This window comes from Streptomyces sp. NPDC048565 (assembly GCF_040650935.1).
Taxonomy (GTDB): Bacteria; Actinomycetota; Actinomycetes; order Streptomycetales; family Streptomycetaceae; genus Streptomyces.
In genome coordinates this window covers 135,552-155,899 of sequence record NZ_JBEZIH010000015.1, presented here as the reverse complement: position 1 = coordinate 155,899, position 20,348 = coordinate 135,552, and the positions used below count along the sequence as shown (strand labels likewise).

Below are 20,348 nucleotides of genomic sequence, written 5' to 3'. Positions count from 1 at the left end.
GATGTCCGACAAACCACCGGGCGGGGTCGACACCCCTGATCCCGCAGCCGTGACGACGGCGGGCCCGGACGCGGCGACCGCGGAGACCCCGCTGCTGCGCAACGGCAACTTCCAGGCGCTGTGGACCTCCGAGGCCTTCGCCGCCCTGGCCAAGGAGGCCGCGGAGGTCGCCTATCCGCTGCTGATCCTCACCACCACCGGCTCCGCCTTCTACGCCGGTGCCGTGGGATCGGCCCAGCTGCTCACGGCGAGCGTCATGTCGATCCCGGGCGGCACCCTGGCCGACCGGGTCGACCGGCGAATGATCCTCATCGTCTGCAACCTGGTCCGCGTCGTCCTGCTCGGGCTCTTCGCCCTGCTCATCTGGACCGAGGACACCAACCCGTTCATCATCTTCAGCATCGCCGTCGGTTCGGCGGTCTGCCTGGGCGTCTCGAACCCGACCGGCCTCGCGGTCATCAAGCAGCTGGTGCCTCCGTCGCAGCTCACCCAGGCGACGGCGCAGAACCAGGTCCGGTACTTCGCGGCGACCATGGGCGGCCCGCCCCTGGGCGGCTCCCTCTTCGCGGTCGGCAGGGCCTTCCCGTTCCTGAGCTCGGCCGTGGCCTTCCTGGTCTCCACGGTGCTGCTGCTCTTCGTCCGCAAGCCCCTCAAGGTGGAGAACGCGGCGCCGGGGGAGAAGCGCCACGCGGTCGAGGGCTTCAAGTTCCTGGCCCGGCAGCCGGTCCTGCGCCTCCTGATCATCTGGATCATGGGCTCGAACATGGCGTTCACCCACACCGGAGTCTTCCTCGCGCTGATCGCCACCGCCGAGAGCCGGGGCGCGTCCCCGGCCTTCACCGGCATGCTGCTGTCGATCGCCGGCGTCGGCGGACTGGTCGGCTCCCTGCTTGCGGGCCCGATCATCAAGCGGGTGCGCCCGCCGGTGCTCTTCCTCACCGCCGCCTGGATCGGGCCGGTCGCCGCCGTCCTGCTGGCGAACGTCTCCGGACTGATCCCGCTCGGCATCATCGTGGCCTGCGTGTTCCTGCGCGGGCCTGTCACCAGCGCGCTGTTCCTCGCCTACCTGGCGGCCATGGCACCCGACAAGGTGCAGGGCCGCGTACTCGGCGCGGTGATGTTCATGTCCATGATCGCGGCCCCGGTCGGCGTGTTCGCCGTCGGGACCATCTTCGACCTGGCCGGCGCCACCTGGGTGTTCACCAGCATGGCCGTCGTCTCCGCCCTCGCGGCACTGCCCACGCTCAGCCCTGTCATACGCAAGCTCGCGCCGCCCGAGCACTACGCCGACGCCGGCGCGGCCCCCGACGCACACCCCACTCCCAAGGAGACGTGATGGCCGACACCGACCAGCTGCCGCCGGAGTTCTTCACGGCACCCGAGCCCGGCGACACCCACGCGGCCAACAAACGGCTGCGCGCGGCCGGCTGCCCCGTACGCGCCATCAACTACCCGCCGGGCGGCGACGCGTACGTCGTCGCCGACTACGAGACCGCGCTCAAGGGGTTCAGCGATCCCCGCCTGTCCAAGCAGGTGGAGAACTCCCCGGCCTGGTTCCGGGACCTCCTGGAGGACAGCAGCCCGGTCCTCATACGCAACATGATCACCGCGGACGCGCCGGAGCACACCCGGCTGCGCAGGCTGGTCAGCAGGGCCTTCGTGCCGCGCCGGATGGCGCTGCTCCAGCCCCGCATCCAGGAGATAACCGACGAGATCATCGACGCCTTCCCCGAGTCGGGGGAGATCGACCTGATGGAGTTCGCGTTCACCCTGCCGATGCGCGTCATCTGCGAGTTCCTCGGCGTGCCGATCGAGGACCGGCCGGAGCTGCACGCCTGGGGCTACTGGCTCAGCGGCGCCCCGTTCGCGGACGACGAGTCGAACCGGCAGCTGAAGCTGGCGAGCGACGGGATCGAGCGCTACCTCGTCGACCTGCTGGACCAGAGACGGAGCTCCGGCCTGGGCGAAGACCTGGTCAGCATCCTGCTCCGGGCCGCCGACGAGGACGTCTTCACCAATGACGAGCTCGTCTCGACCCTCGTCCTGCTGATCATCGCGGGCCACAAAACCACGGCCAACCTGATCGGCAACGGGATGCAGGCGCTGTTCAGCCACCCGGACCAGCTCGAACTGCTGCGCTCGAAGCCGGAGCTGGCCGAGACGGCCGTCGAGGAGTTCCTGCGTTTCGAACCCCCGGTCTACCGCGGGACGCTGCGGGTGGCCACCGAGGACATGGAGCTGGCGGGCTGCCCCATTCCCCGGGAGGGCTTCGTGCACATCCTGATGGACTCCGCCAACCGGGACCCGGAGGCGTTCGAGGACCCCGACCGGCTCGACATCACCCGCACCTCCAACCGCCATCTCGCCTTCGGCCAGGGAGCGCACTTCTGCGTGGGCGCACCGCTCTCCCGCGTCGAGGGGCTGGTGGCCTTCCCCACCCTGCTGCGCAGGCTGCGCGGCCTGGAGCTGGCGATCCCGCACGACCAGCTGGACTGGGTCTTCGACAACTCCACCAGTCGCGGCCTGAAGTCGCTGCCGGTGCGTTACGACGCCCGGCTGGCCGCCGACGCCCTGGAGGACTGAGATGTCCGTCCGCACCACCCTCGTCTGCCTGCCCTTCGCCGGCGCCGGCGCCTCCTTCTACCGCCCGTGGCAGCGGCTCGCCGGTGACGCTCTGACCATCCTCCCGCTCCAGCTCCCGGGCCGGGAGCGGCGGATCGACGAGGACCCGTACACGGACGCCGGCGCAGCCGCCGACGGTCTGCTGGCCGACCTCCGTGGCGCCCTTGACGACTCGGCGCAGCCGCACCGGATCGCGCTGTTCGGGCACAGCCTCGGTGCCGTACTCGCCTACGAACTGGCGCACCGGCTGGTCTCCGAGCCGGGCGTCGAGACGGCCCGGCTCTTCGTCAGCGGGTCCCCGCAGCCCGCCGAACAGCGGTCCCGCCGCGCCACCGGTCTGCCCGACGACGCCTTCCTGGCGCGCGTCAACGAGTTCGCCGGCTACACGCACGAGGCCCTGGAGGACCCCGAGATGAGGGAGATGATCCTCCCGACCCTGCGGGCGGACGTCGAGATGCACGAGAACTACGTGCCGGGCACCGACCTCCCGCTGCCCGTGCCCGTCACCGCCCTGCGCGGCGCCGACGACGAGCTGGTCAGCCGTGACGAGGCGGCCGCCTGGTCGAAGGCCGCCGGCGCCGACTTCCGTTACGTGGAACAGCCGGGCGGTCACATGTACCTCACCGAGTCGCCCCGAGGGCTGCTGGAGGTCATCTCCGGCGAGCTCGGCGCAGGGGTGGGCGAGCCGTGCGCCTGAAGGGGAAGACCGTCGTCGTCACCGGGGCGGCCCGCGGTCTCGGCCGTGCCACCGCGGTGGCGTGCGCGGCCGAGGGCGCCGACCTGATGCTGCTCGATCTCTGCGGTGACCTGCCCGGTGTGCCCTACCCGCTCGGTACGGCGGGCCAGCTCGCGCACACCGCGGCGCTCTGCCGCAAGGGGGACTCCGCGGTCGCCACGGCGGAGTGCGACGTACGTGACCTGCGGTCGGTGGAAGCGGCGATCGCCCTGGCCGAGGACCGTTTCGGCCCGATCGACGCCGTGGTCAACAACGCGGGGATCGCGGCCCCTTCGGGCAAGCCGGCGCACGAGATCGGCGAGGACGAGTGGGCGCTGATGATCGACGTCGACCTGTCCGGCGCCTGGCGGGTGATCCGTACGGTCGGCAAGGCGATGAGCGCCCGCCGTTCGGGCAGCATCGTCAACATCGCCTCCACCGCCGGCCTGGTCGGGTACCGGCACTTCGCCGGTTACGTGGCGGCCAAGCACGGCCTGATCGGGCTGACGAAGGCCGCCGCCCTCGACTACGCCCCCACGAAGGTGCGGGTCAACGCCGTCTGTCCGGGCTCGGTGCGTGACGGGACGTTGGTGGAGGGCCGGATGCTGGCCGAGATCGCGCGCGCTCTGGACGTACCGGTGAGCGAGCACGAGCAGGCGTTCGTCGAGGCGCAGCCGATGAACGCGCTGATCGAGCCGGAGGACGTCGCCGCCGCCGTCGTCTTCCTCGTCTCGGACGACTCCCGGCAGGTAACGGGGTCGGTACTGACCGTCGACGGCGGCTTCACAGCCCGCTGAAAGAGCGTCGAACACCCGGCTGGACAGACAGCCGGACAGACAGGGGAGGACACCCGTGCTGGGTGCACAGTGCCATGCGGTCCGCGTCCGGCTGGCCGGCCCTCCGGTGCCGGAGGAGACACTCGCCGAACGGCTGTCCGCCGCAGGGCCCTGGCGGCTGTGGGTGGACGACGTGCCGGCCGGGGCGGCGGAGCCGCTCGCCGTCCGCCGCCTCGACGCGGAGATGCGGAGGCCGGCGGCAGGCGTGCGGTGTGTCCTCCTGCGGTACGCCGACGGGGAGGCCGACCTGGTGGTCGTGGCGGACCGGGACCGGCTGGACCGGCGCGGTCTGCGGACGCTGACCGCGATGCTGTCCGGGACGCGGCCCGCCGAGCCGTGCCCCGCGCCCGACGTGCGCCGTTCCCCGCGGCCCGCCGAGGGCCCCGCGCCCGACTGGGGCCTCGGGGAGCCCGGTTCGTCGGGCCACGGCACGCACCACCTGGACCTGCCCCCCGGGCCGGCCGACGGCCCGGCCCGGCTGACGGCCGCCCTGGCCCTCACCCTGAGCCGCTACGACGGGCACGGCTCGACCGGGACCGTGACCCTCGCCGGCTCGCGTGGCGTCGCGCGGGAGATCGCGGTGGATCCGGCCGCGACCCTCGCGGACCTCGCGGCTCTGTGCGACTCCGCCCCCGTCCCGGTGGACCGCCCCGTCACCGCCGGACTGCTCGACGGCCCCGGACCGGACGGACCGCCCGGCGACGACTACCTGCCCTTCCTCGCGCCCCTGTTCCCGCTGACCACGACGCTCGTCCCCCTGCCGAGCGGGGGCTCACGCCTGTGGTTCTCCTACCGCCGCAGCCACTTCTCCCCAGGGGCCGTCGAACGGTTCGGCCTGCACCTGGCCCACGTGTACGAGCTGTCGGCGCGCGCGCCGGGGACCCTCGTCGGCGACGCGGAACTGCTGGACGCCGCCGAGCGGGACCGGGTCGCACGGCTCGGCCGCCCCCGTGAGGGCTTCGCCGCCGAGAGGATCTCGCTGCTGGAGGCGTTCCGGCGGACCGTGTCCACGACACCCGACGCCGTCGCGGTGAGCGGCGGCGGTGTGAGCCTCACCTACCGCGAACTGGACGACCGGGGCACGCGGCTCGCCGCCGGTCTCGGCGCACACGGTGTCCGGCACGGCGACCGGGTCGGCATCTGCCTGGAACGGACGGTCGAACTGGTCGTCGCCGTGCTGGGCGTGCTCAAGGCGGGGGCCGCGTACGTACCCTCCGACCCGGCCTATCCCGCCGAGCGCCTGGCCCGGACGGCGTCCGACGCCGGTCTGCGCGTGGTGGTCACGCGGCTGTCCGGCTTCCCGCGCGGCGACGGCGCCATCCCGCTGACCCCCGACGAACTGCTGGAGGCCGCGCCCACCGGGTCCCCGGCACCGGCGGCGGCACCGGGCCCGGACGATCCCGCCTACGTCATCTACACCTCGGGCTCCACCGGGCGCCCCAAGGGTGTCGTCGTGCCGCACGGCAACGTCGTCTCGCTCGTCGAGGCCACCCGTGACACCTACCGGCTCGGCACCGGTGACGTATGGACGCTGTTCCACTCCGGGGCCTTCGACTTCTCCGTGTGGGAGATCTGGGGCTGCCTGCTCACGGGCGGGCGGCTCGTGGTCGTGCCCTACTTCGTCTCGCGCGATCCCGACGAGTTCCGCGACCTGCTGGTCGCCGAACAGGTCACCGTCCTCAGTCAGACCCCGTCCGCCTTCTCGCAGCTGCTCCGGGTCGACCACACCGAACTCTCCGTCCGGCTGGTGGTGTTCGGCGGCGAACCGCTCGACAGCCGGATGCTGCTTCCCTGGTTCGACCAGCACCCGGAAGACACCTGCCGCATGGTCAACATGTTCGGCATCACGGAGACGACCGTGCACGTCACCGCCCAGACCGTCACCCGCGAGCTCGCCCTGGCCGGCTCACGCTCCGTGGGCCCCGCCCTCCCCGGCTGGCACCTGTACGTCACCGACGCGCACGGAAGGCCGGTACCGCCGGGGGTGACCGGCGAGATCTGCGTGGGCGGGGCCGGAGTCGCCACCGGCTACCTCGGCCGGCCCGAACTGACCGCGCAGCGTTTCGTGACCGACCCCGTCACCGGCGGGCGGATGTACCGCAGCGGGGACCTCGGGCGGCTGCTGCCCGACGGCAGGCTGGAACACCTCGGGCGGATCGACAGCCAGGTCAAGATCCGCGGCTTCCGCATCGAGCTCGACGAGATCCGCTCCGTACTGCTGGAGGACCCCGGCGTCCGTGCGGCCGCCGTGGTCGTCCGCCGCGACGACCCCGACGACCCCGCAGCCGCCCGGCTGGACGCCTATGTCGTGCCGGCCGAAGGCGTCGCCGACACCTCCGGCATCCGCAGACGCAGCGCCGGGATCCTGCCCGGCCACATGGTCCCCTCCACGGTCACCGCCGTGGAGACGCTCCCCCTCACGACCAACGGCAAGCTCGACACCGCCCGTCTCCCCGTCCCGTCCCGGCCCTCCGCCGCCCCCCGGCAGCCGGCCGCCGGACCCGGGGCGGCCACGGGCCTGCCCGAGGCGCTCCTGGACATCTGGGCGACCGTCCTCGGCACACCCGTGGGCCTGGACGACGACTTCTTCGAACTGGGCGGCAACTCGCTCTTCGCCGTCCGTGTCAGCGCCGCACTCCGCGCCCGCGACCTGCCGTCCCTGCCCCTGCGCGACCTCTACCGCACGCCGACGATCCGCGCGCTGACCGAGGGCGTGTGACGGCGTGGGCGCCGGGCGGCCGGCCGGGTGCCGGCCGCTCCGGGTGACGCGTCGCCACCGAGCCGTCGAAACCCACAGTCCCGCCGGACGCCCGCCCGGCGGGGCTGTGGGGGTGTCAGTCCTTGGCCAGGACGAAGGAGGCGGGCTGGACGGTCACGCCCGGGACCTCGGCCTCCAGCAGATACGTCCCCGGCTCCGCGGCCTTCACCGGCGGTGTCGCGCACCGGGGCGCGCTCCCCTTCCGGTCCCACTTCACGGTGTGGACGACCGTCGCACCCGCCGGGATCCTCAGGAAGAGGGCAGCACCGTTCTTGGGGCAGTCCTCGGAGGACCACACCTGTGCGTCGTCCTCGCCGGCCTCGGTGATCGTGAACACCGCGCTCTTCGGGCCGAAGTCGGCCTTGCAGTCGGCAGCCGAGGTGTTCCTGGCGCTCAGCTCGAACTTCGGCTTGTCGTCGGGCCCGTAGCTGTTCTTCGTCTTCAGGCTCAACTGGAGCACGGCGGGTGTGCAGTCGGGGAGCGACGATCCGGCCGGTACCTGCTGGCCGCCCGTGCTGCCGGCGGTGCCCGCGCCCGTACCCGCTGATCCGGAGCCGCCTGCCGCGTCTCCACCGCCGTCCGTGCCACCGGCCCCGCCGGAGCCGGTCCCGCCGGAGCCGCCGTCCGAACCGGAGCCCCCGCCGTCCCCACCGGAGCCCCCGTCATCCGACTCGTCGCGTCCGCCGGGGGGTTGACCGGTGTCAGGGCCCGAGCTCGAAGGTCCGGGAGTGATGGACGGGGCGGGGCCCGATCCTCCGGACTTCCCGTCGTCCTGTCCGCCGTCGCTGCCGCCCGAGGTGACGGCCCACAGGACCAGCGCCGCGAGCAGCGCGATCACCAGCACCGCTACTGCTCTCCTACGCCAGTAGATGCTGGAGGGAAGCGGCCCGACCGGATTGCGCATAGAACCCACGGACCGAACTGTACGAGAGATCCACGCCAACTCCGGCCCCCAACCGCCGCTCTGATCGACAAGTTTTCCGGATCATCATCATGGAGCGGCCGTTCCAGGGGTACTTACGGCCGCTTTGCACCGGCTCGGACCCCAGCCGGCCCCCTGGGAGGGGTCAGAACGGGTGGCGTTATCACTCCCGGGACGCCCGGCGGGGCCGACACCCCCGTAGCCGTGCCCGATGTCCCGCCTTCCGTGCCAGGATCGGGGGTGCGATGACTGCCACGACTTCGACACAGACGCCCCCCGCCTCCCTCCATACCCCCGTCATCGGGTGGTTCGAGCAGCACGCCCGCGATCTGCCCTGGCGCCGCCCCGATGCGGGTGCCTGGGGTGTGATGGTGAGCGAATTCATGCTGCAGCAGACCCCGGTGACCCGAGTCCTGCCGGTCTACGAGCAGTGGATGGCCCGCTGGCCGCGCCCCGCCGACCTGGCCGCCGACGCACCGGGCGAAGCCGTCCGTGCCTGGGGACGGCTCGGTTACCCGCGGCGTGCGCTGCGGCTGCACGGGGCCGCGCAGGCGATAACGGAACGCCACGGCGGCGACGTGCCGAGCGAGCACGGTCAGCTGCTCGCACTGCCCGGGATCGGGGAGTACACGGCAGCGGCCGTGGCCTCCTTCGCGTACGGGCAGCGTCACGCCGTGCTGGACACGAACGTCCGCAGGGTGTTCGCCCGGGCCGCCACCGGCATCCAGTACCCGCCGAACGCGACCACCGCGGCCGAGCGCAAGCTCGCCCGCGCACTGCTCCCCGAGGAGGACGAGCGCGCCGCCCGCTGGGCCGCGGCGACGATGGAGCTCGGCGCACTCGTGTGCACCGCGAAGAACGAGGACTGCACGCGCTGCCCGATCGCCGGACAGTGCGCCTGGCGGCTGGCCGGGAAGCCCGCCCACCAGGGTCCACCGCGCCGTGGCCAGACCTACGCGGGCACGGACCGGCAGGTGCGGGGCCGGCTGCTCGCGGTGCTGCGCGAAGCGGTCACGCCGGTGCCGCAGTCGGCGCTGGACTCGGTCTGGGAGGAACCCGTGCAGCGGGCGCGCGCCCTGGACGGGCTCGTCTCCGACGGTCTGGTCGAGCCCCTGGCGAACGGCCGGTACCGGCTGCCTCTGACCTGACTGACCCCGCTACCGGGCGGACCGGCTGTCCAGCGGCTGTTACACAACCGATGGGCAGCCGTGCGTCCGCCTACGGCTGCTCCGCACAGCCCCGTGACAACGCCTCCGTAACGTCACCGGACGTCGGCAACGGGACCACCCGGCCGACGCATACGGGGAACCACGGGGACGGAGGCGGTTGTGATGGCGCAGGGCGAGGTACTCGGATTCGAGGAATACGTGCGGACCAGGCAGGACGCGCTGCTGCGCAGTGCGCGTCGGCTCGTCTCCGACCCCCTGGACGCACAGGACCTGCTCCAGACCGCTCTGGTCCGCACCTTCGGCCGCTGGGACGGCATCGCCGACAAGTCCCTCGCCGACGCCTATCTGCGCCGCGTCATGATCAACACGCGTACGGAGTGGTGGCGGGCCCGCAAGCTCGACGAGATCCCCACCGATCAGCTCCCCGACGCGAGCGTCGACGACGGCAGCGAGCAGCGCGCCGACCGTGCCCTGCTCATGGACGTACTCGGAGTGCTGGCTCCGAAGCAGCGCAGCGTCGTCGTGCTGCGACACTGGGAGCAGATGAGCACGGAGGAGACGGCCGCGGCCCTCGGCATGTCCGCCGGCACGGTGAAGAGCACGCTGCACCGTGCGCTGGCGCGCCTGCGCCAGGAGCTGGAGGACCGGGCCGCCCGGAGCCATGAGGCCGGGGAGACGCCGGCGCGGATACCCGCGCAGCGCGACGGGCGGCACGACGAGCGGGGGCGGGAGCGGTGCGCGGCCTGACAGGCAGCAGCGGGGGGACGAGGGCGGGCCGCGGGAGATCCGCGGCCGGCCTGGCGGCGGTGAGCACGGCGGTGGCCGGGCTCACCGCCTTCGGCCTGTTCTGCGCCGGCTGTTCCGCCGGGGGCAAGGGGACGCGGGACGAGGGCCCTGCGAGCACGCAGCAGGCCGTCCGGGACACACCGGCGAGCACGGTGCCCAGCGGGACGGCGAAGCCGTACTCCCGGGTCAACGCCGTGATGCTCGTCAAGGCCGACCCGAAGGCGAGCAAGCAGCTCAAGGACGATCTGAAGCCCTGCACCGGCGACGAGTACCCGGTGGACACCTCCTACGGCACGCTCACCGGCGGCTCCGAGGCCGACGTCGTGGTCAACGTCATGACCTGCGGCGATTCGGTGGGAGTCGGTACGTACGTCTACCAGCGGCGTCCCGACGGCACGTACGGGAACGTCTTCGCCGCCGAGGTGCCCGCGGTCTACGGAACCATCGACCGGGGCGATCTCGTCGTGACGACGCAGGTGTACGGATCGAAGGACTCGGTCGCCTACCCCTCAGGGGAGAATGTCGTGACCTACCACTGGGCCACCGGCGGGTTCACCGAGACCGACCGGGTACACAACGACTTCAACCGAGCTGTCGGCAGCGGGGAGGGCGACCTCCCCGCACCGCAGACGACGCAGAACTGAGAGCCGCTCGCAATGGCCGAGACCCATGTCCTCTTCGTCGAGGACGACGACGTCATCCGTGAGGCCACCCAGCTCGCGCTGGAGCGGGTCGGCTTCACGGTCACCGCGGTGCCCGACGGGCTGCTGGGCCTGGAGGCCTTCAGGGCTGACCGCCCGGACATCGCACTGCTGGATGTGATGGTGCCCGGCCTGGACGGGGTCAGTCTGTGCCGGCGCATCCGCGACGAGTCGACCGTGCCTGTGATCATGCTGTCGGCGCGCGCCGACAGCATCGATGTGGTGCTCGGCCTGGAGGCGGGGGCCGACGACTACGTCACCAAGCCGTTCGACGGGGCGGTGCTCGTCGCCCGCATCCGCGCCGTGCTGCGCCGCTTCGGCCACGCCGCCGGTACGGACGGTGCACCCGACGGGGTCCACGGCACGGAGGACGGGACGGACGGTGTGCTGGTCTTCGGTGATGTGGAGATCGACACGGAGGGCATGGAGGTACGCCGCGGGGGCGCGCACGTGGGGCTGACCCCGACGGAGATGCGGCTGCTGCTGGAGTTCTCCTCGGCGCCCGGCACCGTGCTCTCCCGGGACAGGCTGCTGGAGCGGGTCTGGGACTACGGCTGGGGCGGGGACACCCGCGTCGTCGACGTCCATGTGCAGCGGCTGCGCACCAAGATCGGGCAGGACCGGATCGAGACGGTCCGCGGCTTCGGCTACAAGCTGCGCCCGTGAAGCGGCTGGCTCTGCGGACCGGTGTCCGCTGGAAGATCAGCGTCGCGATCGCGGCGGTCGGCGCGCTCATCGCGCTGGCGCTGAGCCTCGTCGTCCACAACGCGGCCCGCGTCTCGATGCTGGAGAACGCGCGCGAGGTGCAGCTGGAGCGGCTGCTGTTCGCCCAGCGGCTGTACGAGGCGACCAGCACGCAGAAACAGTCGCCGAAGTTCGGCGCCAAGATCAACGACCCGTCGCTGCCGGCGAGCCTGCGCAAGCAGATCCGGGAGAACCGGCGTGCCACTCATGTCGACGAGTACGCGAACGGGGTGCCCGACGTCTGGGCGGCCGTACCGCTGGCCAACGGCGAGGTACTCTCCCTGCACACCCGCTTCGCCGACCGCAGCGCCACGGTCATGGGTGACCTCGACCGGGCCCTCGTCATCGGCTCGGTCTCGGTCGTCGTCGGCGGCTGCGCGCTGGGCGTGCTGATCGGCGGCCAGCTGTCCAGGAGGCTGCGCAAGGCGGCGGCAGCGGCCGGCAAGGTCGCCCAGGGCAACACGGAGGTCCGGGTACGGGAGGCCGTCGGCGGGGTCGTACGGGACGAGACCGACGAGCTGGCCCGGGCCGTGGACGCGCTCACGGACGCGCTGAACGAGCGGATCGAGGCGGAGCGCCGGGTCACCGCCGATATCGCCCATGAGCTGCGCACCCCCGTGACCGGGCTGCTCACCGCGGCCGAGCTGCTCCCCTCTGGCCGGCCCACGGAGCTCGTACGGGACAGGGCCCAGGCGATGCGGACCCTGGTCGAGGACGTCCTTGAGGTGGCCAGGCTGGACAGCGCGTCGGAGCGGGCCGAGCTGCAGGAGCTACAGCTGGGGGAATTCGTCAGCCGGCGGATCGGGCTGCTGGATCCGGAGGTCACGGTGCGGGTGGTGCACGATTCCTGGGTGTCCACGGATCCGCGGCGGCTGGAACGCATCCTGGGCAATCTGCTGGGGAACGCCGCCAAGCACGGGGCGGGCCCGGTCGAGGTCACGGTCGAGGGCCGGGTGGTGCGGGTCCGCGATCACGGCCCTGGGTTCCCCGAGGCGCTGGTGCGGGAGGGGCCGAGCCGGTTCCGTACCGGAAGCAGTGACAGGTCAGGACACGGCCACGGCCTGGGGCTGACCATCGCCGCGGGGCAGGCACGGGTCCTGGGGGCCAGGCTGACGTTCCGCAACGCGGGGCCCGCCGGGGGCACGGGCAGCGGTGACACGGGCGGTGCGGTCGCCGTGCTGTGGCTGCCCGAGCACGCGCCGACGAACACCGGAAGCTTCCCGGTCCTGTGGCAGGCCGGAAAGGACTGAGCCCCGGGGACGGGACGGACGTGATGTCCGGGACGTCTCCGGGGCTCGTTCACTGACAGGGGCCGCTCAGGCGTTCTGCGTGGTCCTGGCCGCCGCGGTCGGGGTGGGTGCCGTTCCGGCGTCGTCCGGCGCGGGCTCCGGCTTCGCCGAGCCGCGCAGCGGGACCTCCTTGACGAACAGCGCCGCCACCAGGGCGAACACCGCGACCGAGCCGCCCACGAGGAAGGCGATGTGGGTGCCGGATGCCACCGCGTACTCGTACGCCTCGCGCATCGCGTCCGGCAGCTTCGCCAGGCTCGCCGCGTCCAGCTGGGCGGACTTCGCGGTGGCTCCGCCGCCGCCGCGTGCCGTCATCTCGTCCTGCACCCGGCCGGTGAACAGCGCGCCCATGATCGCGACTCCGAAGGAGCTGCCGAGCGTACGGAAGAGCGTGGTCGATGACGAGGCGACGCCCATGTCCTTGAGCTCGACGCTGTTCTGGGCGACGAGCATCGTGATCTGCATCAGGAAGCCCATGCCCGCACCGAGCACCGCCATGTAGACGCCGGAGGTGAAGCGGGTGGTGCCGGTGTCCATCGTGGACAGCAGGAACAGGCCGACGACCATCAGGGCGCTGCCCAGGATCGGGAAGATCTTGTACCGGCCGGTGCTGGTGGTGATCCGGCCCGCGACCAGCGAGACGACCATCATCGAGAGCAGCATGGGTAGGAGCAGCAGTCCGGAGTTCGTCGCGGACGCCCCCTGGACCGACTGCTGGAACAGCGGGAGGAAGAGCACCGCGCCGAACATCACGAAGCCCGCCATGAAGCCGACCAGGGACATCAGGGTGAAGTTGAGGTTCCTGAAGATGTGGAACGGCAGGATCGGTTCGGCGGCCTTCCTCTCGACGAAGAAGAAACCGGCGAGGGAGGCGACGCCGAGGGCGATGAGCTCCATGATCACGGCCGAGCCCCAGGCGTACTCCGTACCGCCCCAGGTCGTGACCAGCACGATCGAGGTGATACCGACGGTGAGGAGCGCGGTGCCCAGGTAGTCGACCTTCGCCTTCCTGCGCTCCTTGCGGGGCAGGTGCAGCACGGCGGTGACCATGGCCAGCGCGACGGCGCCGAGCGGCAGGTTGATGTAGAAGCTCCAGCGCCAGCCCAGGTGGTCGGTGATGGTGCCGCCGACCAGCGGTCCGCCGATCATGGCGACCGCCATCACGCCGGCCATCATGCCCTGGTACTTGCCGCGCTCCCTGGGCGGTACGAGGTCCCCGATGATGGCCATGACGCCGACCATGAGACCACCCGCGCCGAGGCCCTGAACGGCCCTGAACCCGATCAGCTGGCCCATGTCCTGGGCCATTCCGCTCAGCACCGAACCGATCAGGAAGATCACGATGGACGTGAGGAAGATTCCCTTGCGTCCGTACATGTCGCCGAGCTTGCCCCAGATGGGGGTGGAGACCGCGGTGGCCAGGGTGTAGGCGGTGACGACCCAGGACAGGTGCTCCATACCGCCCAGGTCGCCGACGATGGTGGGCATCGCGGTGCCGACGATCATGTTGTCGAGCATGGCCAGCAGCATCGCGATCATCAGCGCGAGTATCACCACCCGGACGCTGCGTGCGGGTGGTTCCGCTTTCCCGTCCGCCGTCGCTTTCTTGAGTTCCGTCATGCCGTCCGCTCCCCTGATCCCCTGATACCTGGTCTGCCACCGACCCGACGCTTACTTGCCGCCCGGCTAGTTAGCTACACTGAGGAAAGTAGACCCGTAACTAGCCGGGCGTCAAGTAAGTTCTTGGGAGAGTCACATGGGCAGCACGCCGCAGCCGCGCCGGGGCAACACCCGCCAGCGCATTCAGGACGTCGCCATGGACCTCTTCGCCCAGCAGGGGTACGAGAAGACCTCGCTCCGCGAGATCTCCGAGCAGCTACAGGTCACCAAGGCTGCGCTGTATTACCACTTCAAGACCAAGGAAGACATCCTCATCAGCATCTTCGAGGACCTGAACCGGCCCGTCGAGGAGCTCATCGCCTGGGGCCAGGAGCAGCCGCGCACCCTGGAGACGAAGAAGGAGATCCTGGTCCGCTACAGCGAGGCGCTGAAGGCCGTCACGCCGCTCTTCGTCTTCATGCAGGAGAACCAGGCGACGGTGCGCGAGCTGAGTATCGGCCACACCATGAAGAACCGGGTCGTGGCCCTGGTGGACCTGGTCAAGGATCCGGACGCCCCGCTCGTCGACCAGGTCCGCTGCTTCACCGCGCTCTTCGCGATGCACGCCGGGATGCTGGCCCTCAAAGACAGCGAAGGCGACCCCGACGAGAAGCGCAAGGCTGCTCTCGAGGTCGCCTTCGAGCTGGTGACCAAGGCCCACGACCATGAGCCGGGGCCCGCCGCCTAGGATCGCTCAGCGGCTACGGGGACGCGTGTCAGACCTTGACGTGCACGGTCTTCAGGTACGCGACCGGGTCGAGCGCGGAACCGTAGTTCGGCGAGGTACGGATCTCGAAGTGCAGGTGCGGACCGCTGGAGTTTCCGGTGTTGCCGGACTTGGCGATCTCGTCACCGGTGTTCACCCGGTCACCGACCTTGACCTCGATCTTCGACAGGTGCGCGTACTGCGAGTACTTGCCGTTGGCGTGCTTGATCACGACGGCGTTGCCGTACGCGGGACCGTCGCCGCCACCGTTCGGGCCGACCTTGACGACCCGGCCGGTGTGAGCGGCCTCGACCTTGGTGCCGATCGGAACCGCGAAGTCCTGACCGGAGTGCTTGCTGGCCCAGCGGTCGCCGCCGGTGCCGTAGGTGGCGCTCAGCTCGTAGTGGTTGACCGGGGTCTCCCACGAGGCGGCCTTCTTCTTGGCGGCGGCCTTCTTCTTCGCGGCCGCCTTCTTCGCGGCCTCGGCCTTGTCGGCCTTGTCGGTCTTCGCCTTGGCCGCGGCCTTGCTCTGGGCGGTGGCCTGCTTGGCGACGGAGTCGGCGGTGGCAACGCTGGCGCTGGCCGCGGTGTCCGCCGTGTCGGACGACGCGAACGCCGCGCCCGCACCGAACACCATCGACGCACCCAGGCCTGCGGCCACGACGACGCCACTGGCGCGGGACATGGACGGGCGGCGGGAGTGCGGGAACGTAACGCGCTTCGACATACGGGAGAACCTCCGGGGTAACTGGACCCGGTGCTCGACCGGGCTTGCTCCACCTTGGTAACCCGCACCCCCAGCAACACTCAAACACCCCATCTACGATCAAAAGCCGTAGCTGAGGCGCCGGGAATTCAGCGCGTCCATCGCGTCGACGGCGGTGGACGATCTTCCGGACATTTATCGCGCAGCAGGTTTAAACCCTGCTCTAAACCACCCCTACGGGACACAGGCCCACGAATAAGGCCATATTCACCCGAATGCCTAAGGGCTCACCCGGGGATGGACCAAGGTCCCACGACCGTCCACCCCGACTTCTCCTAGTGCGCCTAGTAGGCCCCCGAAGGCCTGTGCGCCTTGTCACGGCCGGTGGGCCGGAAGCCTGCCCGTTTCGGGACCTTCGGCTACCCCGTGCCGGCTGCGCTGTCCGGGCAGGCGCTCGCACGGCAACCGCGACGAACGCCGCAGGATCGACAGCCCCGAGGGCGGCCTCGACGAACCGCAGCAGGCACCCGCGGCAGGTCCGTCGGCCTCGACGAACCGCAGCAGGCACCCGCGGCAGGTCCGGCTGCGCAACGACGCGTCGTCGCCCCTCCCCGCCGCGTGCCCTCTCTGGACTCACCGTCACGGTCCTCGGCCACGTCAGGCGACCGGAGCAGCGGGCCCCGATAGCAGGGGATAGCAGGGAGCCGTGAAACCGAACGGAAGAAGGGGCTGCCCCGGACCGGAAACCGGTCCGGGGCAGCCCCTTCGGCGCTCAGGCGCTATGCGCCCTACGCCTCCTTCGTCAGGTTCGGGCCGCCGCCCGCCGCCTGCTCGATCGGCGGGACGTCGGGCAGAGGCGACTTCTCCTCGCCACGGAACGAGAACGTCTTCTCGTCCCCTTCGCCCTCGGTGCCCACGACCACGATGTGACCGGGACGCAGCTCCCCGAAGAGGATCTTCTCGGAGAGGATGTCCTCGATCTCGCGCTGGATCGTCCGGCGCAGCGGCCGGGCGCCCATCACGGGGTCGTAGCCCTTCTTCGCCAGGAGCGACTTGGCCTCGGCACTGAGCTCGATGCCCATGTCGCGGTCCTTCAGTCGCTCGTCCACCTTGTCGAGCATGAGGTCGACGATCTGGATGATGTCTTCCTCGGTGAGCTGGTGGAAGACGACCGTGTCATCGACACGGTTGAGGAACTCGGGCCGGAAGTGCTGCTTGAGCTCTTCGTTGACCTTGTTCTTCATCCGCTCGTAGTTCGTCTTCACATCTCCCTGGGCGGCGAAGCCCAGGTTGAAGCCCTTCGAGATGTCCCTGGTCCCGAGGTTGGTCGTCATGATGATGACCGTGTTCTTGAAGTCCACGACCCGGCCCTGGGAGTCGGTCAGGCGACCGTCTTCCAGAATCTGGAGCAGGGAATTGAAGATATCGGGGTGGGCCTTCTCGACCTCGTCGAAGAGGACGACGGAGAACGGCTTGCGGCGCACCTTCTCGGTGAGCTGGCCGCCCTCCTCGTAGCCCACGTAACCGGGGGGCGAACCGAAGAGACGGGAAACCGTGTGCTTCTCGCTGAACTCCGACATGTCGAGGGCGATCAGCGCGTCCTCGTCACCGAACAGGAATTCCGCGAGCGTCTTGGAGAGCTCGGTCTTACCGACACCGGACGGGCCGGCGAAGATGAACGAGCCACCCGGGCGCTTCGGGTCCTTCAGACCCGCTCGCGTACGGCGGATCGCCTGCGAGAGGGCCTTGATCGCGTCCTTCTGGCCGATGACGCGCCTGTGGAGCTCGTCCTCCATGCGCAGCAGGCGCGAGGACTCCTCCTCCGTCATCTTGAAGACCGGAATACCGGTGGAGGCTGCCAGGACCTCGGCGATCAGCTCGCCGTCGACCTCGGCGACGACGTCCATGTCGCCGGCCTTCCACTCCTTCTCCCGCTTGGCCTTCGCCGCCAGCAGCTGCTTCTCCTTGTCGCGGAGGGAGGCCGCCTTCTCGAAGTCCTGGGAGTCGATGGCCGACTCCTTGTCGCGGCGGACACCCGCGATCTTCTCGTCGAACTCGCGGAGGTCCGGCGGCGCGGTCATCCGGCGGATGCGCATCCTCGATCCGGCCTCGTCGATCAGGTCGATCGCCTTGTCCGGCAGGAAGCGGTCGGAAACATACCGGTCGGCCAGGGTGGCGGCCTGGACCAGTGCCTCGTCCGTGATGGAGACCCTGTGGTGGGCCTCGTAACGGTCGCGCAGACCCTTGAGGATCTCGATGGTGTGCGGCAGCGTCGGCTCCGCGACCTGGATGGGCTGGAAGCGGCGCTCGAGCGCGGCGTCCTTCTCCAGGTGCTTGCGGTACTCGTCGAGCGTCGTGGCACCGATGGTCTGGAGCTCGCCTCGCGCCAGCATGGGCTTGAGGATGCTCGCGGCGTCGATCGCGCCCTCGGCGGCGCCCGCACCCACCAGGGTGTGGAGCTCGTCGATGAACAGGATGATGTCGCCGCGGGTGCGGATCTCCTTGAGGACCTTCTTCAGGCGCTCCTCGAAGTCACCTCGGTAGCGGGAACCCGCCACCAGGGCGCCGAGGTCCAGGGTGTAGAGGTGCTTGTCCTTGAGGGTCTCGGGCACCTCGCCCTTGACGATGGCCTGGGCCAGGCCCTCGACGACCGCCGTCTTGCCGACGCCGGGCTCGCCGATGAGAACCGGGTTGTTCTTCGTACGGCGGGACAGCACCTGCATGACCCGCTCGATCTCCTTCTCGCGCCCGATGACCGGGTCGAGCTTGGACTCACGAGCTGCCTGGGTGAGATTCCGGCCGAACTGGTCGAGCACCAGGGACGTGGAGGGCGTGCCCTCCGCGGGGCCGCCCGCTGTGGCCGCCTCCTTGCCTCCCGAGTACCCGGAGAGCAGCTGGATGACCTGCTGCCGTACCCGGTTCAGGTCGGCGCCCAGCTTCACGAGGACCTGGGCTGCGACGCCCTCGCCCTCGCGGATCAGGCCGAGCAGGATGTGCTCCGTGCCGATGTAGTTGTGGCCGAGCTGAAGTGCCTCGCGGAGCGACAGCTCCAGGACCTTCTTGGCCCGGGGGGTGAAGGGGATGTGGCCGGACGGGGCCTGCTGGCCCTGACCGATGATCTCCTCCACCTGCTGGCGGACCGCCTCGAGCGAAATCCCGAGGCTCTCCAGGGCCTTAGCGGCGACACCCTCACCCTCATGGATCAGGCCCAGGAGGATGTGCTCGGTGCCGATGTAGTTGTGGTTGAGCATCCGGGCTTCTTCCTGAGCCAGGACGACAACCCGCCGCGCGCGGTCGGTGAACCTCTCGAACATCGTTAATCGCTCCTCAGAGCGGTCAGGCAGTAAGGGGTCGGTCCCCTCCCTGTCCTTCCGCAGCTTAGTCCCGCAAGCGGGGACCGCTCATTTCAACTGCCGACACCCGGCCCTGCTTCCCGAGGGATCTCCTGCCCCGAACGCCGACAACTGCTCCAACCCGATGGTGCGAGACGATGTTCCCGCAGGCCAGGCAGATAGCCCTTTCGCCAGTACGCCGATGGCGAACGTGAGACGTTTTTGCCCGCGTGTCGCCCCTTCCCACTAGGGATGTCTTACCCGCACTCACTGACAGTCCATGCGGCGCACCCCCGTTCACTCCGCTACGGGCGAACAACTTCGCGCTGCCGGACGCTTCCGCACGCCCCCATGGCGGACACGTAGCGCAGTCGATCACGGACAGTGCGTAACTCCAGGGCAGGTTCGCCGGTTCATCGGACATGGTTTCCCTCGTCCCGTCCCCCCGCGCATCGTCCGAATCGGACGACCGCGCGCAGTGGTACGCCCGCGAACTCGACTGGGCCACGGCCGGCACCTCGCCCGTGCGGCTGCTGACGGGGCTGCGCTTCGACGTCCTGGAACTGCCCGTCGCGGTGGGCCACGCGGCGCTGCGCCGGGTCGGGCGCACCGGCCCCGTGGCGCTGGCCGGGCAGCGGATGCGGCTGCTGGTGGCCGCCGGCAGCGCCGACGAACTGCCCGGTCTGCTCGACTGGCTGGAGTGGGGCGGCATCGCCCTCGACCTGTCCGCACTCGGCGTCGGCGGGCACATCACGGCCCCGGTACCGCCGGGCGGGGCCCCGGGCTCGCCGGGGACCGCGGTCTGGCTGCGGCCCCCCGGATCGCGCCAGGAGGTGGAAACATCGCTCCCGGCCGTCGGCGGCCTCGGGAACAGGGGTGGGGACGCTCCCGATCTCGTACGACTCGTGGACGCGGCGGCGACGGAATGCCACCGGGCCAAGCTCGCTCATGCCCGGACGCGCCTGTGGACCCATCGGCCGACAGGTCAGCCGTTCGCCTTCTCGTAAGCCTCGCGGATCTCGGCGGGAACGCGACCGCGGTCATTCACGTTGTGGCCGTTCTCGCGCGCCCACCTACGGATCTCGGCGGTGTCCTTGTTGCCACCGGAAACGGCGCGGCCCTTGCCACGGCCGGTCGCGGCGCGGCCGCCGGTGCGACGTCCGCTCTTGGCGTAGGGCTCAAGAAGACCACGGAGCTTGTCCGCGTTGGCCGTGGTGAGGTCGATCTCGAACGTCTTGCCGTCCAGAGCGAACGTCACGGTCTCGTCCGCCTCGCCACCGTCGAGGTCATCAACAAGAAGGACCTGAACCTTCTGTGCCACCGGATTTCCTTTCATCGAAAATGTAGTACGCGGAAAGGAAACCGCTTTTCCCCGGAAAACACAAACCCCTGGGAGAGGTTCA

General features: G+C 70.4%; 17 protein-coding genes. 12 read left to right on the top strand and 5 right to left on the bottom strand.

Annotated elements, in window-relative coordinates:
- The first annotated feature begins 1 nt into the window (after position 1).
- Genes AB0C75_RS19810 through AB0C75_RS19790 form a run of 5 tightly spaced genes read left to right on the top strand, consistent with a single transcriptional unit; the run spans position 2 to position 6,892 of the window.
- On the top strand, positions 2-1,336 hold the full coding sequence (locus AB0C75_RS19810) for an MFS transporter (protein ID WP_362892473.1): 1,335 nt from the start codon (positions 2-4) through the stop codon (positions 1,334-1,336).
- Positions 1,336-2,583 carry a cytochrome P450 gene (locus AB0C75_RS19805; RefSeq protein ID WP_362892471.1) on the top strand — a complete coding sequence of 416 codons (1,248 nt, stop codon included), beginning with the start codon at positions 1,336-1,338 and terminating at the stop codon, positions 2,581-2,583. Before AB0C75_RS19810 ends, AB0C75_RS19805 begins: the two co-directional genes overlap by 1 nt.
- 1 nt (position 2,584) lies before the next feature.
- Positions 2,585-3,319 (top strand): alpha/beta fold hydrolase, encoded by a 735-nt coding sequence (locus tag AB0C75_RS19800; RefSeq protein ID WP_362892469.1) that lies wholly within the window; start codon positions 2,585-2,587, stop codon positions 3,317-3,319.
- Complete coding sequence (locus AB0C75_RS19795; RefSeq protein WP_362892467.1) at positions 3,310-4,134, top strand: SDR family oxidoreductase; 825 nt, start codon at positions 3,310-3,312, stop codon at positions 4,132-4,134. Before AB0C75_RS19800 ends, AB0C75_RS19795 begins: the two co-directional genes overlap by 10 nt.
- Positions 4,135-4,189: 55 nt before the next feature.
- Entirely contained in the window at positions 4,190-6,892 is a 2,703-nt protein-coding gene (locus tag AB0C75_RS19790) for a non-ribosomal peptide synthetase (RefSeq protein ID WP_362892465.1), read from the top strand.
- Between the two features lie 115 nt (positions 6,893-7,007).
- Here the strand turns inward: AB0C75_RS19790 and AB0C75_RS19785 are convergent, their stop codons facing one another.
- Positions 7,008-7,835 carry a hypothetical protein gene (locus tag AB0C75_RS19785; protein ID WP_362892533.1) on the bottom strand — a complete coding sequence of 276 codons (828 nt, stop codon included), beginning with the start codon at positions 7,833-7,835 and terminating at the stop codon, positions 7,008-7,010.
- Between the two features lie 263 nt (positions 7,836-8,098).
- On the opposite strand from AB0C75_RS19785, the gene AB0C75_RS19780 reads away from it, so the two are divergent.
- From AB0C75_RS19780 to cseC, 5 genes are all read left to right on the top strand, one after another.
- Positions 8,099-9,001 (top strand): A/G-specific adenine glycosylase, encoded by a 903-nt coding sequence (locus AB0C75_RS19780; protein ID WP_362892463.1) that lies wholly within the window; start codon positions 8,099-8,101, stop codon positions 8,999-9,001.
- Positions 9,002-9,184: 183 nt separating this feature from the next.
- Positions 9,185-9,769, top strand: coding sequence for a SigE family RNA polymerase sigma factor (locus AB0C75_RS19775; protein ID WP_362892461.1), 585 nt, complete (start codon positions 9,185-9,187; stop codon positions 9,767-9,769).
- A gap of 50 nt (positions 9,770-9,819) precedes the next feature.
- Complete coding sequence (locus AB0C75_RS19770; RefSeq protein ID WP_362892531.1) at positions 9,820-10,452, top strand: hypothetical protein; 633 nt, start codon at positions 9,820-9,822, stop codon at positions 10,450-10,452.
- Positions 10,453-10,464: 12 nt separating this feature from the next.
- Complete coding sequence (cseB, locus tag AB0C75_RS19765; protein ID WP_362892459.1) at positions 10,465-11,175, top strand: two-component system response regulator CseB; 711 nt, start codon at positions 10,465-10,467, stop codon at positions 11,173-11,175.
- Complete coding sequence (gene cseC, locus AB0C75_RS19760; protein WP_362892457.1) at positions 11,172-12,503, top strand: two-component system sensor histidine kinase CseC; 1,332 nt, start codon at positions 11,172-11,174, stop codon at positions 12,501-12,503. Before cseB ends, cseC begins: the two co-directional genes overlap by 4 nt.
- Before the next feature lie 66 nt (positions 12,504-12,569).
- On the opposite strand, the gene AB0C75_RS19755 is transcribed toward cseC, so the two are convergent.
- The gene (locus AB0C75_RS19755) at positions 12,570-14,162 is read right to left on the bottom strand and encodes an MDR family MFS transporter (protein ID WP_362892455.1); all 1,593 of its coding nucleotides are present in this window, start codon (positions 14,160-14,162) and stop codon (positions 12,570-12,572) included.
- Between the two features lie 136 nt (positions 14,163-14,298).
- Here AB0C75_RS19755 and AB0C75_RS19750 point away from each other — a divergent pair, with 136 nt between their 5' ends.
- The gene (locus tag AB0C75_RS19750; protein ID WP_362892453.1) at positions 14,299-14,889 is read left to right on the top strand and encodes a helix-turn-helix domain-containing protein; all 591 of its coding nucleotides are present in this window, start codon (positions 14,299-14,301) and stop codon (positions 14,887-14,889) included.
- A 28-nt stretch (positions 14,890-14,917) separates the two neighbouring features.
- On the opposite strand, the gene AB0C75_RS19745 is transcribed toward AB0C75_RS19750, so the two are convergent.
- Positions 14,918-15,634 carry a M23 family metallopeptidase gene (locus AB0C75_RS19745; protein ID WP_362892451.1) on the bottom strand — a complete coding sequence of 239 codons (717 nt, stop codon included), beginning with the start codon at positions 15,632-15,634 and terminating at the stop codon, positions 14,918-14,920.
- Between the two features lie 767 nt (positions 15,635-16,401).
- The gene (locus tag AB0C75_RS19740; protein ID WP_362892449.1) at positions 16,402-18,927 is read right to left on the bottom strand and encodes an ATP-dependent Clp protease ATP-binding subunit; all 2,526 of its coding nucleotides are present in this window, start codon (positions 18,925-18,927) and stop codon (positions 16,402-16,404) included.
- 440 nt (positions 18,928-19,367) lie between these two features.
- Here AB0C75_RS19740 and AB0C75_RS19735 point away from each other — a divergent pair, with 440 nt between their 5' ends.
- The gene (locus AB0C75_RS19735; RefSeq protein ID WP_362892447.1) at positions 19,368-19,952 is read left to right on the top strand and encodes an SCO3374 family protein; all 585 of its coding nucleotides are present in this window, start codon (positions 19,368-19,370) and stop codon (positions 19,950-19,952) included.
- Here the strand turns inward: AB0C75_RS19735 and AB0C75_RS19730 are convergent.
- Positions 19,931-20,266: an Lsr2 family protein gene (locus AB0C75_RS19730; RefSeq protein ID WP_362892445.1), complete on the bottom strand. Its 336-nt coding sequence runs from the start codon at positions 20,264-20,266 to the stop codon at positions 19,931-19,933. The genes AB0C75_RS19735 and AB0C75_RS19730 overlap by 22 nt on opposite strands.
- Positions 20,267-20,348 lie beyond the last annotated feature (82 nt).